The organism is Natronomonas pharaonis DSM 2160, assembly GCF_000026045.1.
GTDB lineage: Archaea > Halobacteriota > Halobacteria > Halobacteriales > Haloarculaceae > Natronomonas > Natronomonas pharaonis.
Genome location: NC_007426.1, coordinates 1,055,330 through 1,074,705 on the forward strand (window position 1 = coordinate 1,055,330; position 19,376 = coordinate 1,074,705).

General features: G+C 65.1%; 17 protein-coding genes. 7 read left to right on the top strand and 10 right to left on the bottom strand.

The features are described 5' to 3' along the window. Nucleotides 1-55 precede the first annotated feature (55 nt). The 3 genes from NP_RS05375 (at nt 56) to NP_RS05385 (ending at nt 6,021) form a co-directional block, all read left to right on the top strand. Nucleotides 56-2,482: a methyl-accepting chemotaxis protein gene (locus NP_RS05375; RefSeq protein WP_049939514.1), complete on the top strand. Its 2,427-nt coding sequence runs from the start codon at nt 56-58 to the stop codon at nt 2,480-2,482. A gap of 65 nt (nt 2,483-2,547) precedes the next feature. Next, nucleotides 2,548-4,005: an RtcB family protein gene (locus NP_RS05380; protein WP_011322808.1), complete on the top strand. Its 1,458-nt coding sequence runs from the start codon at nt 2,548-2,550 to the stop codon at nt 4,003-4,005. A 72-nt stretch (nt 4,006-4,077) separates the two neighbouring features. Beyond that, nucleotides 4,078-6,021, top strand: coding sequence for a helicase HerA domain-containing protein (locus NP_RS05385; protein WP_011322809.1), 1,944 nt, complete (start codon nt 4,078-4,080; stop codon nt 6,019-6,021). Between the two features lie 7 nt (nt 6,022-6,028). Here the strand turns inward: NP_RS05385 and tpiA are convergent, their stop codons facing one another. Next, entirely contained in the window at nt 6,029-6,676 is a 648-nt protein-coding gene (gene tpiA / locus NP_RS05390) for a triose-phosphate isomerase (RefSeq protein WP_011322810.1), read from the bottom strand. Nucleotides 6,677-6,780: 104 nt separating this feature from the next. Here tpiA and NP_RS05395 point away from each other — a divergent pair, with 104 nt between their 5' ends. Genes NP_RS05395 through NP_RS05405 form a run of 3 tightly spaced genes read left to right on the top strand, consistent with a single transcriptional unit; the run spans nt 6,781 to nt 8,815 of the window. Continuing rightward, a complete protein-coding gene (locus NP_RS05395) occupies nt 6,781-7,107 on the top strand; it encodes a hypothetical protein (RefSeq protein ID WP_011322811.1) in 327 nt (108 codons plus the stop codon). A 55-nt stretch (nt 7,108-7,162) separates the two neighbouring features. Beyond that, a complete protein-coding gene (locus tag NP_RS05400) occupies nt 7,163-8,332 on the top strand; it encodes an outer membrane protein assembly factor BamB family protein (RefSeq protein ID WP_011322812.1) in 1,170 nt (389 codons plus the stop codon). 39 nt (nt 8,333-8,371) lie between these two features. Further along, nucleotides 8,372-8,815 (top strand): DUF5799 family protein, encoded by a 444-nt coding sequence (locus NP_RS05405; RefSeq protein WP_011322813.1) that lies wholly within the window; start codon nt 8,372-8,374, stop codon nt 8,813-8,815. Between the two features lie 9 nt (nt 8,816-8,824). On the opposite strand, the gene NP_RS05410 is transcribed toward NP_RS05405, so the two are convergent. The 8 genes from NP_RS05410 to NP_RS05445 form a co-directional block, all read right to left on the bottom strand. After that, nucleotides 8,825-9,802 carry an isocitrate/isopropylmalate family dehydrogenase gene (locus NP_RS05410; RefSeq protein WP_011322814.1) on the bottom strand — a complete coding sequence of 326 codons (978 nt, stop codon included), beginning with the start codon at nt 9,800-9,802 and terminating at the stop codon, nt 8,825-8,827. Next, complete coding sequence (gene leuD, locus NP_RS05415; protein ID WP_011322815.1) at nt 9,795-10,439, bottom strand: 3-isopropylmalate dehydratase small subunit; 645 nt, start codon at nt 10,437-10,439, stop codon at nt 9,795-9,797. The genes NP_RS05410 and leuD overlap by 8 nt, the downstream gene beginning before the upstream one ends. Next, nucleotides 10,439-11,863, bottom strand: a complete 1,425-nt coding sequence (gene leuC / locus NP_RS05420; protein ID WP_011322816.1) for a 3-isopropylmalate dehydratase large subunit — start codon at nt 11,861-11,863, stop codon at nt 10,439-10,441. Before leuC ends, leuD begins: the two co-directional genes overlap by 1 nt. Then, on the bottom strand, nt 11,860-12,102 hold the full coding sequence (locus NP_RS05425) for a hypothetical protein (RefSeq protein ID WP_011322817.1): 243 nt from the start codon (nt 12,100-12,102) through the stop codon (nt 11,860-11,862). Before NP_RS05425 ends, leuC begins: the two co-directional genes overlap by 4 nt. An 8-nt stretch (nt 12,103-12,110) precedes the next feature. Further along, nucleotides 12,111-13,106: a ketol-acid reductoisomerase gene (gene ilvC / locus NP_RS05430; protein ID WP_011322818.1), complete on the bottom strand. Its 996-nt coding sequence runs from the start codon at nt 13,104-13,106 to the stop codon at nt 12,111-12,113. Then, nucleotides 13,103-13,735 (bottom strand): acetolactate synthase small subunit, encoded by a 633-nt coding sequence (gene ilvN, locus NP_RS05435; RefSeq protein WP_011322819.1) that lies wholly within the window; start codon nt 13,733-13,735, stop codon nt 13,103-13,105. Before ilvN ends, ilvC begins: the two co-directional genes overlap by 4 nt. Then, nucleotides 13,732-15,477: a biosynthetic-type acetolactate synthase large subunit gene (gene ilvB / locus NP_RS05440; protein ID WP_011322820.1), complete on the bottom strand. Its 1,746-nt coding sequence runs from the start codon at nt 15,475-15,477 to the stop codon at nt 13,732-13,734. The genes ilvN and ilvB overlap by 4 nt, the downstream gene beginning before the upstream one ends. Before the next feature lie 313 nt (nt 15,478-15,790). Then, nucleotides 15,791-16,990, bottom strand: coding sequence for a LeuA family protein (locus NP_RS05445; protein WP_083761666.1), 1,200 nt, complete (start codon nt 16,988-16,990; stop codon nt 15,791-15,793). Between the two features lie 338 nt (nt 16,991-17,328). Between NP_RS05445 and NP_RS05450 the strand changes: the two genes are divergently transcribed. Next, complete coding sequence (locus NP_RS05450) at nt 17,329-17,862, top strand: gamma carbonic anhydrase family protein (protein ID WP_011322822.1); 534 nt, start codon at nt 17,329-17,331, stop codon at nt 17,860-17,862. Here the strand turns inward: NP_RS05450 and thiC are convergent. Further along, nucleotides 17,859-19,292 (bottom strand): phosphomethylpyrimidine synthase ThiC, encoded by a 1,434-nt coding sequence (gene thiC, locus NP_RS05455; protein WP_011322823.1) that lies wholly within the window; start codon nt 19,290-19,292, stop codon nt 17,859-17,861. The genes NP_RS05450 and thiC overlap by 4 nt on opposite strands. Between the last annotated feature and the right edge of the window lie 84 nt (nt 19,293-19,376).

Sequence of the window (19,376 nt, forward strand, 5' to 3'; positions counted from 1 at the left end):
TTTCGAGACGCAAAACGCACCGGGGCTACTTTTTATGACAGTACGAGCACCATCCATGAGCGTCCGGAGTGCGGCAGCCAGAATCGTCCCCGACAGAATACGGCAGAGCTATCTGCTCAAATTCGCCGTCGCTGTCGTCCTCGTGCTCGCAGTGACCCTCGGTGCTGGTATCGTTATCCAGCAGGCTGTCGCTGACGACCTCGAAGACGACATCCACGACGAGATGGAGACGATAGCGATGCTCGAAGCCGACAAGATGGAGGCGTGGTTCGAAGAGCGTTCATCGTCGGCACGGGTACTCTCGGCAAACGACGACTTCGGAACAGAGGGTCCGGCCGGCAATGAAGCGCTTCTGACGGCGCTCGACCGGACGCCAGCCGACGTCGAGTCGGTCCACGTTCTCGACCTCGACGCCGATGAGATAACCGATAGTACTGACCCCAACGCTGAAGGACAGGCTGTCTCCGAACGGATTCCGGAGTGGTGGGTCGAAGGGCAACATCCGACTGCGCTTGCGCCCTCCGAGGCAACGATGTCCGAAGATTACGAGGTCGGCGACACCGAGTACATCGCGTTCGTTAGCCCCCTCGGGGCGGACGAGGAAACTGGGCTCGGCTCTAATACTGTTCTCGCGCTCGAAGTCAACGCCGACGTGCGGGCCGAGACCTTCCAAGACCGAAACGAGGATATTCACATTCAGGCCACCGACTCCCGCGGGGTGGCCGAGTTCTACGTCGATGAAGACCGGATTTACGAACTCGAACCGGACGATGAGCATCTGGAGCGGAGCCTCATCGGTATCACCAGAAGCTTCGAGGACGACGACACCGTCGTCGCCATGGCGGCTGTCGACGGGACTGACTGGGTGATCGTTGCCTCTGCGCCCCGGGCGGCTGTCTACGGACTCCACTCCAGTGTCATCACATATCTCTCCGTTCTCATCGGCATCTTCGCTGTCGGTCTCGTCGTCTTCAGCGTCGGGGTCGGCCGTGACATCACCGGCACGCTCCGGGACCTGACCGGCAAAGCAGAGCGGCTCGAAGCCGGTGACCTCGACGTCGACATCCGGACCGGCCGGACCGACGAGTTCGGCGAGCTGTACGGCGCCTTCGATTCGATGCGTGGCTCGCTTCGGACCCGGCTCTCCGAGGTCGAAGACGCACAGGCCGAAGCCGAGGCCGCACAGCGGGAGGCGACACAGCTCAACGAGCATCTCGAAACGAAGGCCCGCGAGTACACAGAGACGATGGAGGCAGCCGCAGCGGGCGATTTGACCCGTGAGATGGACCCGGAAAGCGAAAGCGAGGCCATGCAAGAAATCGGCGAGACGTACAACGCGATGATGACCGACATCCGCGAAATCGTTCGACAGGTCCAGCGGTTCGCCGACGAACTGGAGGCGACTATCGAGGAAGTCGCCGTCGGCATCGAGGATGTCGAGGAGGCAAGCGAGGACGTAAGCGCGTCCGTCCAGTCGATTTCGGCCGGCACCGACGAACAGCTAACACGCGTTCGTAACGCATCCGACGAGCTTTCCGACCTGTCGGCGACGGTCGAGGAAATCGCCGCTTCCGCCGACAACGTCGCCGAAACCTCACAGCAGACCGCCGAACGCGGGGCCGACGGCAGAAAGCAGGCCGCGGAGGCGCTAGACGCCATCGAGGAAATCGAGACGACGATGGAAGAGGGAATCGAGCAGGTCGAATCGCTCGAAGCCCAGATAGCCGAAATCGACGACATCATCGAGGTTATCGACGACATCGCCCAAGAGACGAACATCCTCGCGCTGAACGCCTCTATCGAAGCGGCCAACGCCGACGGCGACAGCGAGGGCTTCGCCGTCGTCGCCGACGAAGTGAAGTCGCTGGCCGAAAAGACCGCCGAATCCACCGCCGAAATCGCAGACCGCATCGAGTCCGTCGAGGAAACCACCGAGACCACCGTCGACCTGCTGTACGAGACTGGCGACCGCGTCGACAGCGGAACCGAGACCATCGAAGAGGCCGTTGCGTCGCTGGAAACAATCGTCGAACTCGTCGAGGAAGCCGACGAGGGGATGCAGTCGATTAATCAGGCGACCGACGAACAGGCCCGCACGACCGAGGATGTCGTGACCGACATGGAGCGCGTCGAGGACATCTGTTCGGAGACGACGGACGACGCGACCGACGTCGCCTCGGCAGCCGAAGAGCAAACGGCAATTGTCTCGGAGGTAAGCGACGAACTCCGAGCCGTTTCCTCCGACGCTGCCGGACTCCGTTCGTTGGCCGACGAGTTCGACACTGGCGTCGGGACGGCGGCGGTAGAAACGGCCGCCTCCACCACTGGGGACGATGCCGGACCGGACGACGATACCGAAGCCGACCCGGCGGTCGATGCCGGTGACGATGCTTCGGCCGCGGGCGATGCGGCTCCCGCCGCCGATGACGACTCGGCAGCCGCTGACGGCGGTTCCTCGCCCGACGCCGACGAGGAACGCTAACGGCGGTCGGGCATCGACAGGCCCCGGTCGTAACTTATTGAACGCGTCGCGCCGAATCCGTTGGCATGACCACGTTCGAAGCGGGCAACATCACGCTGCACAAGGTCCGCGAACACGTCTGGGAGATTCCCCCGGAGGACGGAATGCGGGTTCCTGCTCGCGTTTTTGCCAGCGAGCGGCTGCTGGAGGAGATTGCCGACGACAAGTCGCTCCAGCAGTTGAAGAACACGACCCACCTCCCCGGCATCGAAAAATACGCGATTTGTATGCCTGACGGCCATCAGGGCTATGGCTTCCCGGTCGGCGGTGTCGCGGCAATCGACGCCGAAAACGGCTGTATCTCCCCGGGCGCGGTCGGCTACGACATCAACTGCGGCGTCCGGATGGTGAAGACGAACCTCACCTACGACGACGTCAGCGGCATGGAGGAAGAACTCGTCGAGGCGCTTTTCGATGCGGTCCCGACAGGGCTCGGCGGCGGCGGTATTGTCCAAGGCGACCGGGACACCGTCGACGCCGTCCTCGAACGGGGTGTCGACTGGGCTCGCGAGGAGGGCTACGCCGTCAAATCGGACCTCGAACACTGTGAGGACGAAGGCGTTCGCCCGGATGCCGACCCGTCGGCCGTCTCACAGAAGGCCAAGGACCGCGGCCGAAACCAACTCGGCTCGTTGGGCTCCGGTAACCACTTCCTCGAGGTCCAGCGCGTCACCGATGTCTTCGACGCCGACATCGCCGATGCCTACGGCCTCGAAGCCGACCAGATTGTCATCCTCATCCACTGTGGCTCCCGTGGCCTCGGCCACCAGGTCTGCAACGACTACTTGCGCGACATCGAACAGGCCCACAGCGGGCTGCTCTCGAAGCTGCCTGACAAGGAGCTGGCGGCCGCCCCGGCCGGCTCACAGCTTGCTGAGGACTACTACGGCGCGATGTGTGCAGCCATCAACTTCGCGTGGGTCAACCGCCAGCTCATCACCCACCAGACTCGGACGGTCTTTGCCGATGTCTTCGGCGAGCCGTGGGAGGACCTCGGGATGGAGCTGCTCTACGATGTGGCCCACAACATCGCCAAAAAGGAGGTCCACGACGTCGACGGCGAGGACAAGGAGCTGTACGTCCACCGGAAGGGGGCCACGCGGGCGTTCCCGGCCGGCCGTCCGGAAGTGCCGTCGGCGTATCGAGACGTCGGCCAGCCGGTCATCATCCCCGGCAGCATGGGTGCGGGGTCGTACGTGCTCTGCGGCGGCGAGCAGTCCCTCGACATTTCGTTCGGCTCGACCGCCCACGGGGCCGGCCGGCTGATGAGCCGCACGCAGGCCAAAGACGAATTCTGGGGTGGCGACGTACAGGACGACCTCCGCGGCCAGGAGGTCTACGTCAAGGCCGAAAGCGGCGCGACAATCGCCGAGGAGGCCCCTGGCGTCTACAAGGACGTCGACGAGGTGGTCAGCGTTTCCGACGCGCTCGGCATCGGCGATAAGGTCGTCCGCGTCGCACCGGTCTGCAACATCAAAGGGTGACCCCGGCCCCGCTCGCCCGTCAGACGACCGTCTGACGGAGAACTATGTGGTGGCAGCGTCTGTCACCCAACGATGGGCGAGGAAACGATTACGGTCGGCGAGGTCAGCGCCGGCGACAGAGCGGGCGACGGCGTCGAACTACCAGTTGTCGACGTGCTGACCGGCCGGGCGTTCGTCACTGGCAAGAGCGGCAGCGGCAAGTCGAACTCGGCGAGCGTCATCTGCGAGAAGCTGTTGGACAGCGGCTACGGCATCCTCATCGTCGATATCGACGGCGAGTACTACGGGCTCAAAGAGGAATACGAGATTCTCCACGTCGGGGCCGACGACGAGTGTGACCTCCGCGTTGGGGTCGAGCACGCCGAGAAAATAGCCGAGTTGGCCCTCGAACAGAACGTCCCCATTATCCTCGATGTCTCGTCGTTCCTCGATGAGTCCGAGGCCCGCGAGCTGCTTACCGAGGTGACGAAACACCTCTTCGCCAAGGAAAAGAAGCTCAAGCAGCCGTTCTTGATGCTCGTCGAGGAGGTCCACGAGTACATCCCGGAGGGCGGCGGCGTCGACGAGTGCGGCCGGATGCTCATCAAGGTGAGCAAGCGGGGTCGAAAGCACGGCCTCGGGGTCGTCGGCATCAGCCAGCGGCCCGCGGACGTAAAAAAGGACTTCATCACCCAGTGTGACTGGCTCGTCTGGCACCGGCTCACCTGGAACAACGACACGAAGGTCGTCGGTCGCATCCTCGGGTCCGACTACGCCGACGAAATCGAGGACATGGGCGACGGCGAATGCTTCCTGATGACCGACTGGGATGAGGATATCCGCCGCGTCCAGTTCGAGCGCAAGCGGACCTTCGATGCCGGCGCGACCCCCGGTCTCGATGACTTCGAGCGACCGGAACTGAAAAGCGTCAGCGGCTCGCTCGTCGAGGAACTCGAAGAGATTACCGACGAGCAAAACCGGCGGGCCAACCGCATCGAAGAGCTCGAGCGGGAGCTCAAACAGAAGGAAGACCGGATTCAGGACCTCGAACGCCAGCTAGCCGACGCCCGCGACCTGAAACAGATGGCCGACCGCTTTTCGCGGGCGATGATGGAACAGGTAACGGGCCGGCCGCTGTCGGCCGCTCCCGGCCGTCAGAGCCAACTCGGCGAGGCGGCAGTCCGCCGTGACCCGCAGTTGGAGGCGGACCTCGACGCCGTCCGGAACGGCGACCGGGAGCCGACGGAAAGCCCGGTCCCGGACGCCGCCGCGGAGTGGGACGGCTCCGACCCCAATGTGAGCGAAGATTCCGAAGCGAATGCGGATGCCGATACCGACCCCCAGGACGGGCAGACAGGCGATAGCTCCGGCGGAACGATTATCGGAGCCGCCGAAGCAGCCGGTGCGTGGGATGAAGCAGCCGACGCGTCGCAAGGGAGCGACAACGGTGCCGATTCTGAAGCGGAGCCCCACCAAAACGGCACGGAACCGCTGAACGACGATGCGGAACCGCTGAACGACGACACGGAGCCACTGAACAATGACCCGGAGCCGAACAGCGACGGCGGCTCAAAAACCCAGTCGTCCGACATGCGCGCCTCGGTACCTCCTTCGGACGACCCGCTCGTTGCCCGGCTCCGCCGCGAAATCGACGACCTCGACGACCGTACTCGGGAGATGCTTCGCCGATACCGCGACGCCGGGCCGCTGGAACCGACCGAGGCCCACCGGACCGCCGGCGGCTCCGGCGACCGCGGTCCGGCCTACGCCGCAAACCGAACCCTCCGCCAGCGCGGGCTGGTCGCCCATGTCGGCTGTGGCTACTACGATTATGCGTTGACAGCCCTCGTCGAATCGGAGTCGTCAGACCGGCTTTCGACGACGGGACCGTCTGCGACGGCCGTTGCAAAACAGGTACAGAACGTCGAGGCGGCGTTTGTCGACGGCGTCTCCGTCGCCGACGACAGCGGCGACGCCGCTGAGACAGTCGACAAACCGGACGCGTCGGCGACAGCGTGGCCGACACAACAGCGATAACCGCCGGCTATTCTGCGATGGGTTCGACGAGGTCCCGCAACGCTGCCTTCGGGGCATCCGCCTTCGCGACGCCGGAGGCCAACAGCACTCCTTCGGCCCCGAGTTCTGCGGCAGCTTCGAGGTCGTCGCCGGTCGAGATGCCGGCCCCACAGAGAACGTCCACGTCGCCGACCGCGTCGGCGGCCTCGACGGAGTCGGTGACGACTTCGGGGTCGGCCTGCGAAACCGGGGTTCCGGTGCCGATGAGCGCCGGCGGCTCGACAGCGACGGCGTCCGGCTCCAGCGCGGCCGCGGCGGCGATCTGTCGCGGATTGTTCGCACAGACGATACTCTCCAGTCCGACCCGCTCGGCGGCCCGGAGCCCGCCATCGATGTCAGCAAGGCGGAGGCGTTTTTCCGAGTGATTGAGCAGCGTTCCCTCGGCACCAGCCTCAGCCGCGGCCTCGGCGAGCGTCGAACCGGTATGGGAGCCGTGGTCAACGGCGTCGACGTGCTGGGCCCACGTCTCGACACCGGTTTCGGCGACGCGGCTGATGTCGGCGGCCTGTGGCGCGACGGCGATGCGAACGCCCGTCTCGTCTGCGACATCGGCGGCGGCCTCGGCGACGGCGACCGGGTCGCACGGATAGGCTTTCAGGTTGACTACGACGAACATACCCGGACCCGGTTCGGCCACGGAAAAATAGCTGTCTATCGTCGCCGCGTCGAAAACGCTGGCACGGTAGCAAAGTTTTTGGTCGACAGCGCGCCAGTTGCGATATGGTTTCTCGCAGGGGGGTACTCGCGGCGCTCGCCGTCGGGGCGAGCAGTTCGCTGGCCGGCTGTCATACGGGGGCGCTGGTCGAGGTACAGGACATGAGCTGCGTTCGCAGTCGGACGGAGCCGGACACCTGCAACGTCCTCGTCGCCAACCACTGGGTGAGCGGTGAGTTCCGGGTGGTCGTTCAATCGGAGTCGCCCGACGGGACGGTTCACGGGGCGATACAGGAAGAGATACATCTGCGTGCCGGCGAAAGCCGCGAGCTAACACTCGACGGCGACCTCGGAGACGGGACGCTGTTCCGGGCCTCTGTCGAACGGGCGTGAGCCGCTTCGGACCGCAGTCGTGGGGTTCTTACCCGTATCGCCCTTCCAGTTCGACATGGACCGGCGGGTAACCCGACGCGGCGTGCTTGCAGCGGCCGGTATCGCGCTGGCCGGCTGTACCGACAACGGTGACGACCAACCCGTTCGGACGCCGCTCCCCGACGAGGAGCGGGAGCCGCTCTCGAACACGTGGCGGTCGCTTGGGAGGGACGACGGGAACACGGGTGCTGTCGCCGGTATCGCCGGGCCCTACATCGAAGTCGCCGCGGAGTGGCAGTTCGATGTCGGCGGCGCCGTTATCGGTGGTCCCGTATTTGACGAGAATACGCTGTATGCCGGCACCGCGGACGGCGAGGTCTACGCACTCGATACGCACGTCGGTGCCGAGCGCTGGTCGTTTTCGGCGGACGGTCCCGTCTCAACGACACCGGTGGTCGACGACGGGCTGGTCGCTGTCGGCTCCAGTGACGGCCACATCTACGGCATTGACGCCGACGACGGCACGGAGCTGTGGCGGTTCGACACCGCCGTCCGCGTCGACAGCAGCCCGGCCATTGACGACCGATACGTCTACGCCGGGTCAGTGTCCAACGCCGCTTACGCCATCGACCGGACCAACGGTGAACTCCACTGGCGGTTCGACGCTGACGGGTCGGTGCTCGCAAGCCCTGCGGTCGGCGACGAAACCGTCTACGTCGCCTCGACCGACCACAACGTCTACGCCATCGACCCTGACTCCGGCGAGGCGGACTGGCAGTTCACCACCGGTGGCGAAATCAGCGTCGCACCGACCCTCGTTGGCGACCGACTCTACGTGGGCTCTCGCGACAGCAGTGTGTACGCCATCGACACCGGCTCCGGCGAGGGTCGGTGGTCGTTTGGTCTCGAAGCCGCCGTCGCCAGCAGTCCGGCGGTCCTCGGGGACCGACTCTTTGTCGGCGCAGCCGACCACAATCTCTACGCGCTCGGCATCGGCGACGACAGCCCCGAGGGGCTGTGGCGGTCGCCGACGCCGGGGGCCGCCGTTGGCAACCCCGCTGTGACTGACGACCACGTTTTCTTCGGCGGAAGAGACGGAGCGGTTCGGGCACTGCGTACCGACGGTGGCGACCGGAGCTGGGAACACGACGTCGACGGCGGGATACAGGGCGGTCCGGCACTCACAGACCGGTGGCTCTACGTCGGCACCGACGCCGGTACTGTCTACGCGTTCCGCGCCGGCTAGCGCGTCGGTTATAAGACCGACGGGGCCGTAGCGCCGGCCATGACTGATTGGCAGGATATGGTCGTCGGCGACCGGATGGCCGTCGACAGCGAGTTCGCCTCTCGGGTCGACGACTCACAGTTTACCAGACAGGAGTGGGGACTGATAATGACCGCGACGACGTTCGAGATACGGAACCCCGAAGACGAGACGGCGGCCACCATCGTTGCCGACACCTCCGAACTCGAAGGGATGATGCCGCAGATAGAGGAGGTGTCCCAGATGGACCCGATGAGCCAACAGGGCGGCGGCTCGGGCAGCGACGGCGGCGTCGTCGACTCGATTCTCGGCGCGCTCGGGCTCGGCGACGACGGCGACACCGACCAAGAGAAGGTCCAGGCCGCCGAGCGGCTTGTCGCCGCCTACGCCGACGAGCTACAGGCACACCTCGAAGCCGAAGGCCGGTGGGACGACGTCAGAGCCGCAGCAGCGGAAAACGAATAGGACAGTCGTTTACAGTTCGTCGACGATAGCGGCGGTTACGTCCTCCGTCGAGGCGTCGCCACCGAGGTCCGGCGTCCGGGGACCGGATTCGAGTACCGACTCGACGGCGGAGCGAACGGTCGCCGCTTCCTCGCCGTAGCCGAGATGCTCAAGCAGCATCGCCCCCGACAGAATCGTCGCTGCGGGGTTGGCAACGCCCTCGCCGGCGATGTCGGGTGCGGAGCCGTGGACCGGCTCGAAAAGGGCGTTGTCCTCCCCGACGTTCGCACTCGGAAGCAGGCCGAGACCGCCGACGAGGCCGGCGGCCAGGTCGGACAGCATGTCACCGGCGAGGTTCGGGCAGATGACGACACCGTACTCTTCCGGTCGAAGCAGCAGGTGCATCGCCAGCGCGTCCATCAGCGCTTCCTCGTAGTCGTGGCCGCCCGCTTCGGCGACCGCCGCGACGCTGTCGAGGAACTGGCCGTCGGTCGTCCGCATCACGTTGGCCTTGTGAGCGACGGTCACGTCGTCGTAGCCGTTTTCGTCGGCGTACTCGAAGCCGTATTCGGCTATCTTCTGGGAAGCGTCGTCGGTGATGACGCGAGTCAGCGTCGTCACGCCGTCGTCGATTTCTGACTCGATGCCCTTGTAGACGCCCTCGGTGTTCTCGCGGATGAACACGAGGTCCGTCTCCGGGCGGAGCGCTTCGACGCCCGGGTAGGACCGTGCCGGCCGAACGTTTGCGAAGGAGCCGACGGCCTGCCGGAGCGGCAGGATGACATCGGCGGCCGTCTCGCCAGCCGCGCCGAAAAGCGTCGCGTCAGCCTCGGCAGCCCGCTCGTAGGTCTCGTCCGGCAGCGCCTCGCCGGTCTCGGCCTTCACGTGGTCGCCGGCTTCAGCCTCGACGAACTCGAAGTCAGCGACGGCATCGAGGACGGAAACGGCTGCGGGAACGACCTCCTTTCCGATGCCGTCACCCGGGACGACGAGGACGGTTTCAGTCATCGGCGTGGCCCTTCCGCGGTTCGGGGTCCTCGACGTACGGCAGCGATTCGGCGGTCGCCTCGATGGCCTCGGTGTTGGATTTCATCAGCGCTGTCGTGTCCCAGATGCCTTCGACGAGCGCCTTCCGTTGGGCGTCGTCGACAGTGACATCGACGGTCGTGTCGCCGTAGGTGACCGTCTCGGCTTCGACGTCGACCTCGATGTCGCCGTCGGGGTTGTCCTCGACCCAGTTCTGTAGCGCTTCGATGGTTTCGGTGTCGGCCGTCACCGTCGGCACACCGAGTGCGAGGCAGTTTCCGGCGAAGATTTCGGCGAATGACTCGCCGATGATGGCGTCGATACCCCAGCGGACAAGCGCCTGCGGGGCGTGCTCGCGGGAGGAGCCACAGCCGAAGTTCGCGTTGACCACCATGACGTTGGCGTCCTGATACTGGTCTTCGTTGAACGGGTGGTCTTTCTCGTTGTCTTCCTCGTCGAACCGCTGGTCGAAGAAGGCGAACTCACCGAGGCCGTCGAAGGTGACGACCTTCATAAACCGCGCGGGGATTATCTGGTCGGTGTCGATGTCGTTGCCCCGGACGGGAATGCCGCTGCCATCGACGTGCTTGACGCTCGGAATCTCGGTTTCGTCGGCCATTATGCCTCCACCTCCGCTTTCGGGAGTTCACGCACGTCCGTTACCTCGCCGGTCACGGCCGCGGCGGCGACCATCTCGGGGCTCATCAGGACGGTACGGCCGTCCTTCGAGCCTTGCCGACCGACGAAGTTCCGGTTCGAAGAGGACGCACAGGCCTCATCGCCGACCAGCTGGTCGTCGTTCATCCCGAGACACATCGAACAGCCGGCCTCACGCCAGTCGAAGCCGGCCTCCTTGAACACCGAATCGAGGCCTTCGTCCTCGGCAGCGGCCTTGACGCGCTGGCTGCCGGGAACGACCATCGCGCGGACGGAGTCGTGGACCTCGCGGCCCTTGATAATCTCCGCCGCCGAGCGCAGGTCGGGCAGCCGGGCGTTCGTACAGGAGCCGAGGAAGGCGACATCGATGTTGTAGCCCGCCATCGTCTCGCCGGGCTCGACGCCCATGTGGTCCTGTGCCCGCCGGGCGGTATCCTGCTTGTCTGCCGGCAGGTCTTCGGGGGCCGGGATTTCCTCGGTGATACCGATGCCCTGTCCGGGCGTGGTGCCCCACGTGACGACCGGTTCGATTTCCGAGCCGTCGATGGTGACGACGTCGTCGTATTCGGCGTCGGGGTCGGACCGAACCGACTCCCAGTAGGGCTTTAGCTCCTCGAACCGCTCGGGGTCGTCCGCGAAGGCGTCGGTCTCGCGGAGCCACTCGTAGGTGGTCTCGTCGGGGTTGACATAGCCCGCACGAGCGCCGCCCTCGATGGACATGTTACAGATGGACATGCGTCCTTCCATGCCGAGGTTTTCGATGGCTTCGCCGGCGTACTCGTAGACGTAACCGACCCCGCCGTCGGTGCCGAGCCGGCGGATGATGGTGAGGATGATGTCCTTGGCGGTGACGCCCTCGCCGAGTTCGCCGGTGACCTCGATTTTCCGGACGTCCTTTTTCTCCATGGCAATCGTCTGTGTCGCCAGCACGTCCCGAATCTGGGAGGTGCCGATGCCGAACGCCAGCGCGCCGAAGGCCCCGTGTGTCGAGGTGTGGCTGTCGCCACAGACGATGGTCTTGCCGGGCTGGGTAAGCCCCTGCTCCGGGCCGATGACGTGGACGATACCCTGGTTGCCGGTGGTGGGGTCGTCAAGCGTAATCCCGGCCTCGCGGACGTTTTCCTCCAGTTCCGCCATCATCTCTTCGGCGGCCTCGTTGTCGAGCGGCCGCGACTGGTCGGCCGTCGGCACGATGTGGTCGACAGTCGCATGCGTCAGGTCCGGACGGGCGACCTCGATGTCGCGCTCCCGGAGCATCCCGAACGCCTGCGGGCTTGTGACCTCGTGGATGAGGTGGAGGCCGACAAACAGTTGGTCCTGTCCGTTCGGCAGGGTGGTCACCTTGTGGTTCTCCCAGACCTTGTCGTATAGCGTGCCCTCGCTCATCGGTTCGTGCCACGGTCGTAGGCGCGCTGTGCGCCCTCGCTTCCTTCCGGCGGCGTGTGGCGTACGTCCGCCAGCGTCTCCGCGTCGGCGGCGTCGGCTGTGCCACCGTCGGCGGCGACGGTCTTTCCGCGGCTATACGTCTGTGTGTCGCCGAACACCCGCCCCGTATAGGGGTTGGTGTGGCTCATCTCGCCCAGCGTTTCGGCGTCGTCTGTCGTTGGTTCAGTGTTTTCTGTCATTGGTCTGTTTAGTCGTCGCCCCACGCGAACAGCGCGCGCAGGTCCTCGCCGACCGCTTCGATGTCGTGGTTCTTTTCGGCGGCCCGGAGCTGCTTGTAGCTCGGGCGGCCGGCCTGGTTCTCCGAAATCCACTCGCGGGCGAAGGTACCGTTCTGGACCTCTTCGAGGACCTCCTCCATCTTTTCGCGAGCGTGGTCGTCGACGATTCGGTCGCCACGCGTCAGGCCGCCGTATTCGGCGGTGTCGGAGACTGAATCCCACATCTCGCTGTTGCCGCCCTCGTACATGAGGTCGACAATCAGCTTCAGTTCGTTGAGACATTCGAAGTAGGCCATCTCCGGGGAGTAGCCCGCATCGACGAGCGTCTCATAGCCCGTTTTGACAAGCGAGGTGACGCCGCCACAGAGGACAGCCTGCTCGCCGAACAGGTCGGTTTCGGTCTCCTCGCGGAACGTCGTCTCGACGACGCCGGCCCGCGTACAGCCGATGGCCTTCGCGTAGGCGAGTCCGAGGTCGTGGGCCTCGCCGCTCGGGTCCTGATAGACCGCCAGCAGACCGGGGGTTCCCTCGTCGTTTTCGTAGTTGCGGCGCACCAGATGCCCCGGCGACTTCGGTGCGACCATCGTGACGTTGACGTCCTCGCTGGGTTCGATTTGTCCGTAGTGGATGTTGAACCCGTGGGCGAACTGCAGCGTGTCGCCCGGCTGGAGAACGTCCTCGATTTGCTCGTAGACGGCTGGCTGGACCGTATCCGGAACCAGCACGCTCACGAGGTCGGCCTGCTCGGCGGCTCCTCGCGGCGTCGCGACGTCGAGGCCGTCCGCTTCGGCGGCCGACCGCGAGGACGAATCCTCGCGAAGTCCAACGACCACGTCAACGCCCGAGTCGTCGAGGTTCTGGGCGTGGGCGTGGCCTTGGCTGCCGTAACCGAGAACAGCTACGGTCTTGTCGTCGAGTACGGTGCTTTCTGCGTCGTCGTCGTAGTAGATAGTTGCGTCAGTCATGTATGTTTCTCGTCAACACGTGCGGTCTCTTCAGCGCCGCGTGCCAGCGCGGCCTGGCCGGTTCTGGCGATTTCTCGGATATCGAACTGCTCGTAGGCGTCGATGGCGTCGTCGATTTTGCCTTCGTCGCCGGTTATCTGGACCGTGATGGTCTGTGGCCCGGCGTCCAACGTCTCGCCGTCGTACATCTCCGTGATAGCCTGTACCTTGTCCGGCTCGTCGCCGTCGACTTTCAGGATGACGAGTTCGCGTGCGACCGGGTCGTTGTCCAGTTCCCGAACGTGAACGACCGGCAGCACCTTCTGGAGCTGCTTTTTTATCTGGTCGATGCCGGGGTCCGGCTCCTCGACAACGAGGGTAATTCGAGAATACCCCTCGTTTTGCGTCGGGCCGACGGTCAGCGACTCGATGTTGAACTGCCGGCGGTGGAAGAGCCCGGACACCCGCGCGAGGACGCCCGGTTCGTTTTTCACGTACGCCGAGATGATGGTTCGCCGCGGTTCGTGTTCGGCTGCAACCTCGGGGTCGATGCGGATGCCCTGCTCGTTGCGCCGGCCGACTGGTCGCTGCCGCTCGCTGGGCTCCGGCCCCTCCAGCCCGTTGCGGCGTTCGTCCTGTCGGCGGCTCATAGCTGGTCCTCCGAGAGGGCGAACAGTCCGTTGTCCCCGCCGCTCGGCACCATCGGGTAGACGTTCTCTTCGGGGTCGATGTGGACGTCGACAACCGACGGGCCGTCGTGGTCCAGCGACTCCTGAATCACGTCGTCGGCTTCCTCGTAGGTGTCGATGCGGAACCCGCGAGCGCCGAACGCCTCGGCGAGCGTGTCGAACTCCGGAATCCACGGGTATTCCGAGGCCATGTGGCGCTCACCGAAGAAGGCGTCTTGCCACTGGCGGACCATCCCGATAGCGGCGTTGTTCAGCACGACGAACGTGACATCGAGGTCCTCACGCACCGCGACCGAAAGCTCCTGGCACGTCATCAGGAAGGAGCCGTCGCCGTCGAAGCAGACGACATCCTTCTCGGGAGCGGCCAGTTTCGCGCCGATGGCCGCCGGCACGCCGTAGCCCATCGTCCCGAGGCCGTGGGAGGAAACCCACGTGCGGGGCTCCTTGTAGGTCCAGTACTGGCAGGCCCACATCTGGTGTTGGCCGACGCCGGTGGTGACGATGGTATCGTCGTCGGTAAACTCGTCGTAGCGCTCGACGACGTACTGCGGCTTGACCGGGTCGTCGCCGGGCGCGGCGTAATCCATTGGGTACTCGGTCTTCCATTCTTGGCACTGCTTTCGCCACTGGTCGGCGGCTGGCGACCGGTTCATCGCGGTCGCCAGCTGCTTTGTCACCGCCTTGGCGTCACCGATGAGCGGGTAGTCGGCCTCGACGTTCTTCGAGACTTCCGCGGGGTCGATTTCGACGTGGATGACCTCGGCATCGGGGGCGAATGACTCAAGCCCGCCGGTCAGCCGGTCGTCGAATCGCGTCCCGACCGCCAGCATGCAGTCGGTCATCGTGATGGCCATGTTGGCGTAGCCGGTCCCGTGCATCCCCGCCATCTCCAGCGAGAGCTCGTGGTCCTCGGGGAAGCAGCCGATGCCCGGCATCGTCGTCACGACCGGAATCTCGTGTTCGATTGCGAACTCCCGCAGTTCCTCGCTGGCTTCGGCTTTGATAACGCCGCCGCCGGCGAGGATGAGCGGTTTGTCGGCCGCAGCGAGTACATCGGCCGCCTCGGAAACGGCTTCGGGGTCGGCCGTCTCCGGCGGCTCGTAGGTGTCCGGAAGCTCCGGCGCGCCGGGGTCTTCGGTGGCGTCGCCCTTCGTGACATCCTTCGGCAGGTCGACAAGCGTCGGCCCCTGCCGGCCACGATTTGCCAGCGCGAAGGCGGTTCCGACGTCCGTCCCGACCGCCTCCGAATCGTCGGCAAAGACGTTGGCTTTCGTTATCGGGCCGGTGACGCCGATGGTGTCGGTCTCCTGGAAGGCGTCGTTCCCGACGAAGTCGGTCGGCACCTGCCCGGTCAGCGCCAACATCGGGTCGGAGTCCATGTTGGCGTCGGCGATGCCGGTCACGAGGTTGGTCGCGCCCGGCCCCGAGGTCGCCATGCAGACGCCCGGCTCGCCGCTGACGATGCCGTAGGCGTCGGCAGCGTGGGCCGCCCCCTGCTCGTGTGCCATCGTGATGTGGCGCATCTCCGAGTGATAGAGGGCGTCGTAGACGGGCATGATGGCTCCGCCCTGCACGCCGAAGAGGTGTTCGACGCCGGCGTTTTCCAGCGCCCGCACGACCGCGTCGGCGCCGGTCTCGATGTCGTCAGCGCCGGCGGCTGTCTCCGTCTCTGCCTGTGGTTTGTGTGTCTGTTCGCCGCTCATCGGGAACCACCCGTGCGATACCGTCGGTTGGTGTCTCGTGTGTACATTGTCCTGTCTGTGAAGCGTTCTGAAATCGGTGCGAACCGCGATTGGAAAAGTAGGTGATGAGGGGCTATACTGCCCCTACAATACCGGCCGCGATGCTGGCCGTGACCGCGAGCGTCCGAACGCCAGCTATCGCGTCGGCCATGACAGTCGGCTATGCGTCGTCGACTATCATAAATATTCCGCGTTGTTTCGCCCGGTGTCGCGGCTGGCCGCATGCCGTGTACCGGCCGCTGTTCCGGGGGGCAGGCGTCCGCAGCGGGCATCCCTAGATGCGAACCTCCTCGCGCTCGATGCCCACCTCGCGGGCGAACTCCTTGAGCCGCTCGAAGGTGACCTGCTCTTTCTGTGCGCCGTGGTCTTTGACCATGCGGGTCACCTCGCGGACCTCCGCGTCACTCGGCTTGAAACCGGCGTCTTCCAGCCGCTCGCGAACCGAGTGGGTGCCGGTGTGTTTGCCCAACACCAGCTCGCGGGTCGCACCGACCATCTCGGGCGTCATGACGCCGGGTTCGAAGGTGTCGGCGTTCTCGATGACGCCGGCGGCGTGGATGCCCGATTCGTGGGAGAAGGCGTTGTTCCCCACCACGGGCTTGTTCGCCGGCACCGGGATGTCGCTTTTCTCCTCGACGACGCGGGCCAGTTCTGTGATGCGTTCGGTCTTGATGCCCGTGTCGACATCGTACAGCGACTCCAGCGCCATGACGACCTCTTCGTAGGCCGCGTTGCCGGCGCGTTCGCCGATACCGTTGACCGACACCTGCGCCTGTGCGGCGCCCGCTTCGTAGCCGGACAGGGCGTTGGCCGCTGCCAGCCCGAAGTCGTCGTGGGTGTGGACGTCGACGTTGGCGTCCGTATGCGAAACGACGGTCTCGACCATATCGTAGAACCGCCGGGGCGTCGCGACCCCACAGGTGTCGGGAATGTTTATCCAGTCCGTCCCGGCATCGGAGACGGCCTCGATGACGTCGATCAGGAACGATTCATCCGTCCGCGTCGCGTCCATCGGCGAGTACATGCAGGTTACGCCGGCGTCTTTGACGCGCTCGACGGCCTCTACGGAGCGTTCGAGCGCCTCTTGACGAGTAGCGTGCATCGAATCCTGCAGCTGAACGTCGCTGGTAGACGCGAACACGTGTACCATCTCGACGCCGGAGTCCAACGCGGCGTCGATGTCCTTCTCTACGACGCGGGCAAGCCCGCACACCGTAGAGGATGTCGCGTCGGCGATGTCCTGTACGGCCTCGAACTCCGCCTCGGAGTTCACCGGGAAGCCGGCCTCGATGACATGGGTGCCCATGTCGTCGAGGATAGCCGCTATCTCGCGTTTGTCCTCGTAGCTGAACGAGGTTCGCGGGGACTGTTCGCCGTCGCGCAGGGTCGTATCGAAAATCCGGGCCTCACTTATCTCTGAGGTACTATCTAGAGTGCCCTGGAAGAACTCGATCCGCCGCCGAAGGCGACGTATCCTCGTGCTGTGTCATTGCAAGTGAGTCAAGGGCACTCGTGGTATTTAAATTTACCCCATCACTCGACCCCATCTCGGATAGGTCTCATACGGCCTTCCGTGGGGCTACAGACACTGAAAAGCGCGAAACCGTTGCTACGGTCCCGCAAGCGGTGGGGCAGTCGATGACCGACGACGCCGGAAACCTGCTATAATTTCTCCCTATATAGTGGATATAAACATTTGCCGCCGCAGCGCGCGGCCCGAAGTTGACGGACATCCACCGTCGGTCGGCTATCCTTTCCGACGGGGACACACCGAACCGGGGGCGTTAACAGCCCCCGCACCGAGTGACCGCTATGCTTCGGAGCTTCGACGGTATGGAACCGACGGTTCACGAGGACGCCTACGTCGACCCTGCGGCGGTCGTCATCGGTGACGTAACAATCGAAAAGGACGCGAGCGTCTGGCCGAACGTCACGCTCCGTGGCGACCACGGGGAAATCATCCTCCGGGAGGGAGCCAACGTGCAGGACAACGCCGTGCTCCACGAGGGGACCGAAATCGGCCCGTACGCGACTGTCGGTCACACCGCTATCGTCCACAGCGCGGCCGTCGAGCGCCGGGCACTCGTCGGCATGAGTGCAACCGTTCTGGACGGCTCCGTGGTCGGCGAACGGGCCATGGTCGGCGCTAACAGCCTCGTTACAGAGGGGACCGACATCGAGCCGGAGACGCTGTACGCCGGGACGCCGGCGGAGAAACTCAAGGATGTCGAGGAGTCACCGTGGGCCTACGCGGGCGACCGCTATGTCGAGCTGTCCAGAGAGCACATCGAATCCTCGGAGGTCCTCGACGACGACTATTCGGGGTCGGCACCGACGGACGGCTAGTCGTCGGCAGCCACGTCGTCTTCAGCGACGGGACAGGGAATGTCGTCCAGCTTTTCCGCCCGATGGACCCCTGTCGGCGGCCGGTTGACCGCGGCGGCAGCGGAGCTATCGAGGTCGGTCCTCGATTCGAGGCCATCCATTCCGTCACCGGCCTCGCGGGCGTCTTGGTCGATACGCATCGAACAGAACTCGACGCCACACATCGAGCAGAAACGGGCCTCCTTGTAGTTGTCTTCCGGGAGGGTCTGGTCGTGGTAGTTCCGCGCCCGACCGGGGTCGAGCGCGAGTTCGAACTGCCGCCGCCAGTCGAACGCATACCGGGCCTCGGAGACGGCATCGTCCCAGTCGCGTGCGCCCGGCCGGCCGTTGGCGACATCGGCCGAGTGGGCGGCGATTCGATAGGCGGCCAACCCGTCGCGGACGTCCTCGGCGTCCGGCAGCCCGAGGTGTTCTTTCGGCGTCACATAACAGAGCATCGCCGCGCCGGCGCGTGCGGCCTCGGTCGCGCCGATGGCGCTTGTGATGTGGTCGTAGCCGGGCGCGACATCTGTCACCAGCGGCCCGAGCACATAGAAGGGCGCACCATCGCAGACGTCCTGCTGGCGCTCGACGTTGTCGGCGATTTCGTCCATCGGGACGTGTCCCGGTCCCTCGACCATCACCTGCACGCCGTGGTCCCATGCTCGGCGGGTAAGCTCTCCCAGCGTGTCCAGTTCGGCGAACTGCGCCGCATCGGACGCATCGGCCAGCGACCCGGGTCGCAGCCCGTCGCCGAGACTAACGGTGACGTCGTAGGCGGCCAGAATCTCACAGAGGTCGTCGAAGCGCTCGTAGAGGGGGTTTTGCTCGCCGTGTTCCTCCATCCATCGTGCGAGGATCGACCCGCCGCGGGAGACGATGCCGGTCGTCCGGCCGTCGGTCAGCGGAAGGTGTTCTGCGAGAACGCCGGCGTGCAGGGTCATGTAATCGACTCCCTGCTCGGCCTGCTTTTCGACAACGTCGAGCAGCAACTCGGGGGTCAGGTCGCTCGCGTCGTCGACGCGGGTGACCGCCTCGTAGATCGGGACGGTACCCACCGGCACCGGCGAGTAAGCAATGTTCTCGGTGCGGATGGTGTCGAGGTCGCCGCCGGTCGACAGGTCCATCACCGTATCCGCGCCGTAGTGGACTGCTGTATGAAGTTTCTGCAGCTCCGCTTCGGGGCCGCTTGCCGGCTCGCTGTTGCCGATGTTGGCGTTGACCTTCGTGGCGAACTCCCGGCCGATTATCATCGGGTCGAGCGCGTCGTGGCCGTGGTTGGCGGGGATGACCGCCTGTCCGTCGGCGACCTGTTGCCGCACGAATTCGGCGTCGCGGTTTTCCCGTTCTGCGACCCGCTCCATCGCGTCGGTGACGGTGCCGCCGCGGGCGTGCTGTAGTTGCGTCGTCATCAACAATCTAGTAATACAACCAGCTAATAAAACTACTGCCGGGTCCTCCGGCCGTGGTCGCTTCGAGTGGGATTGAGCGAACGG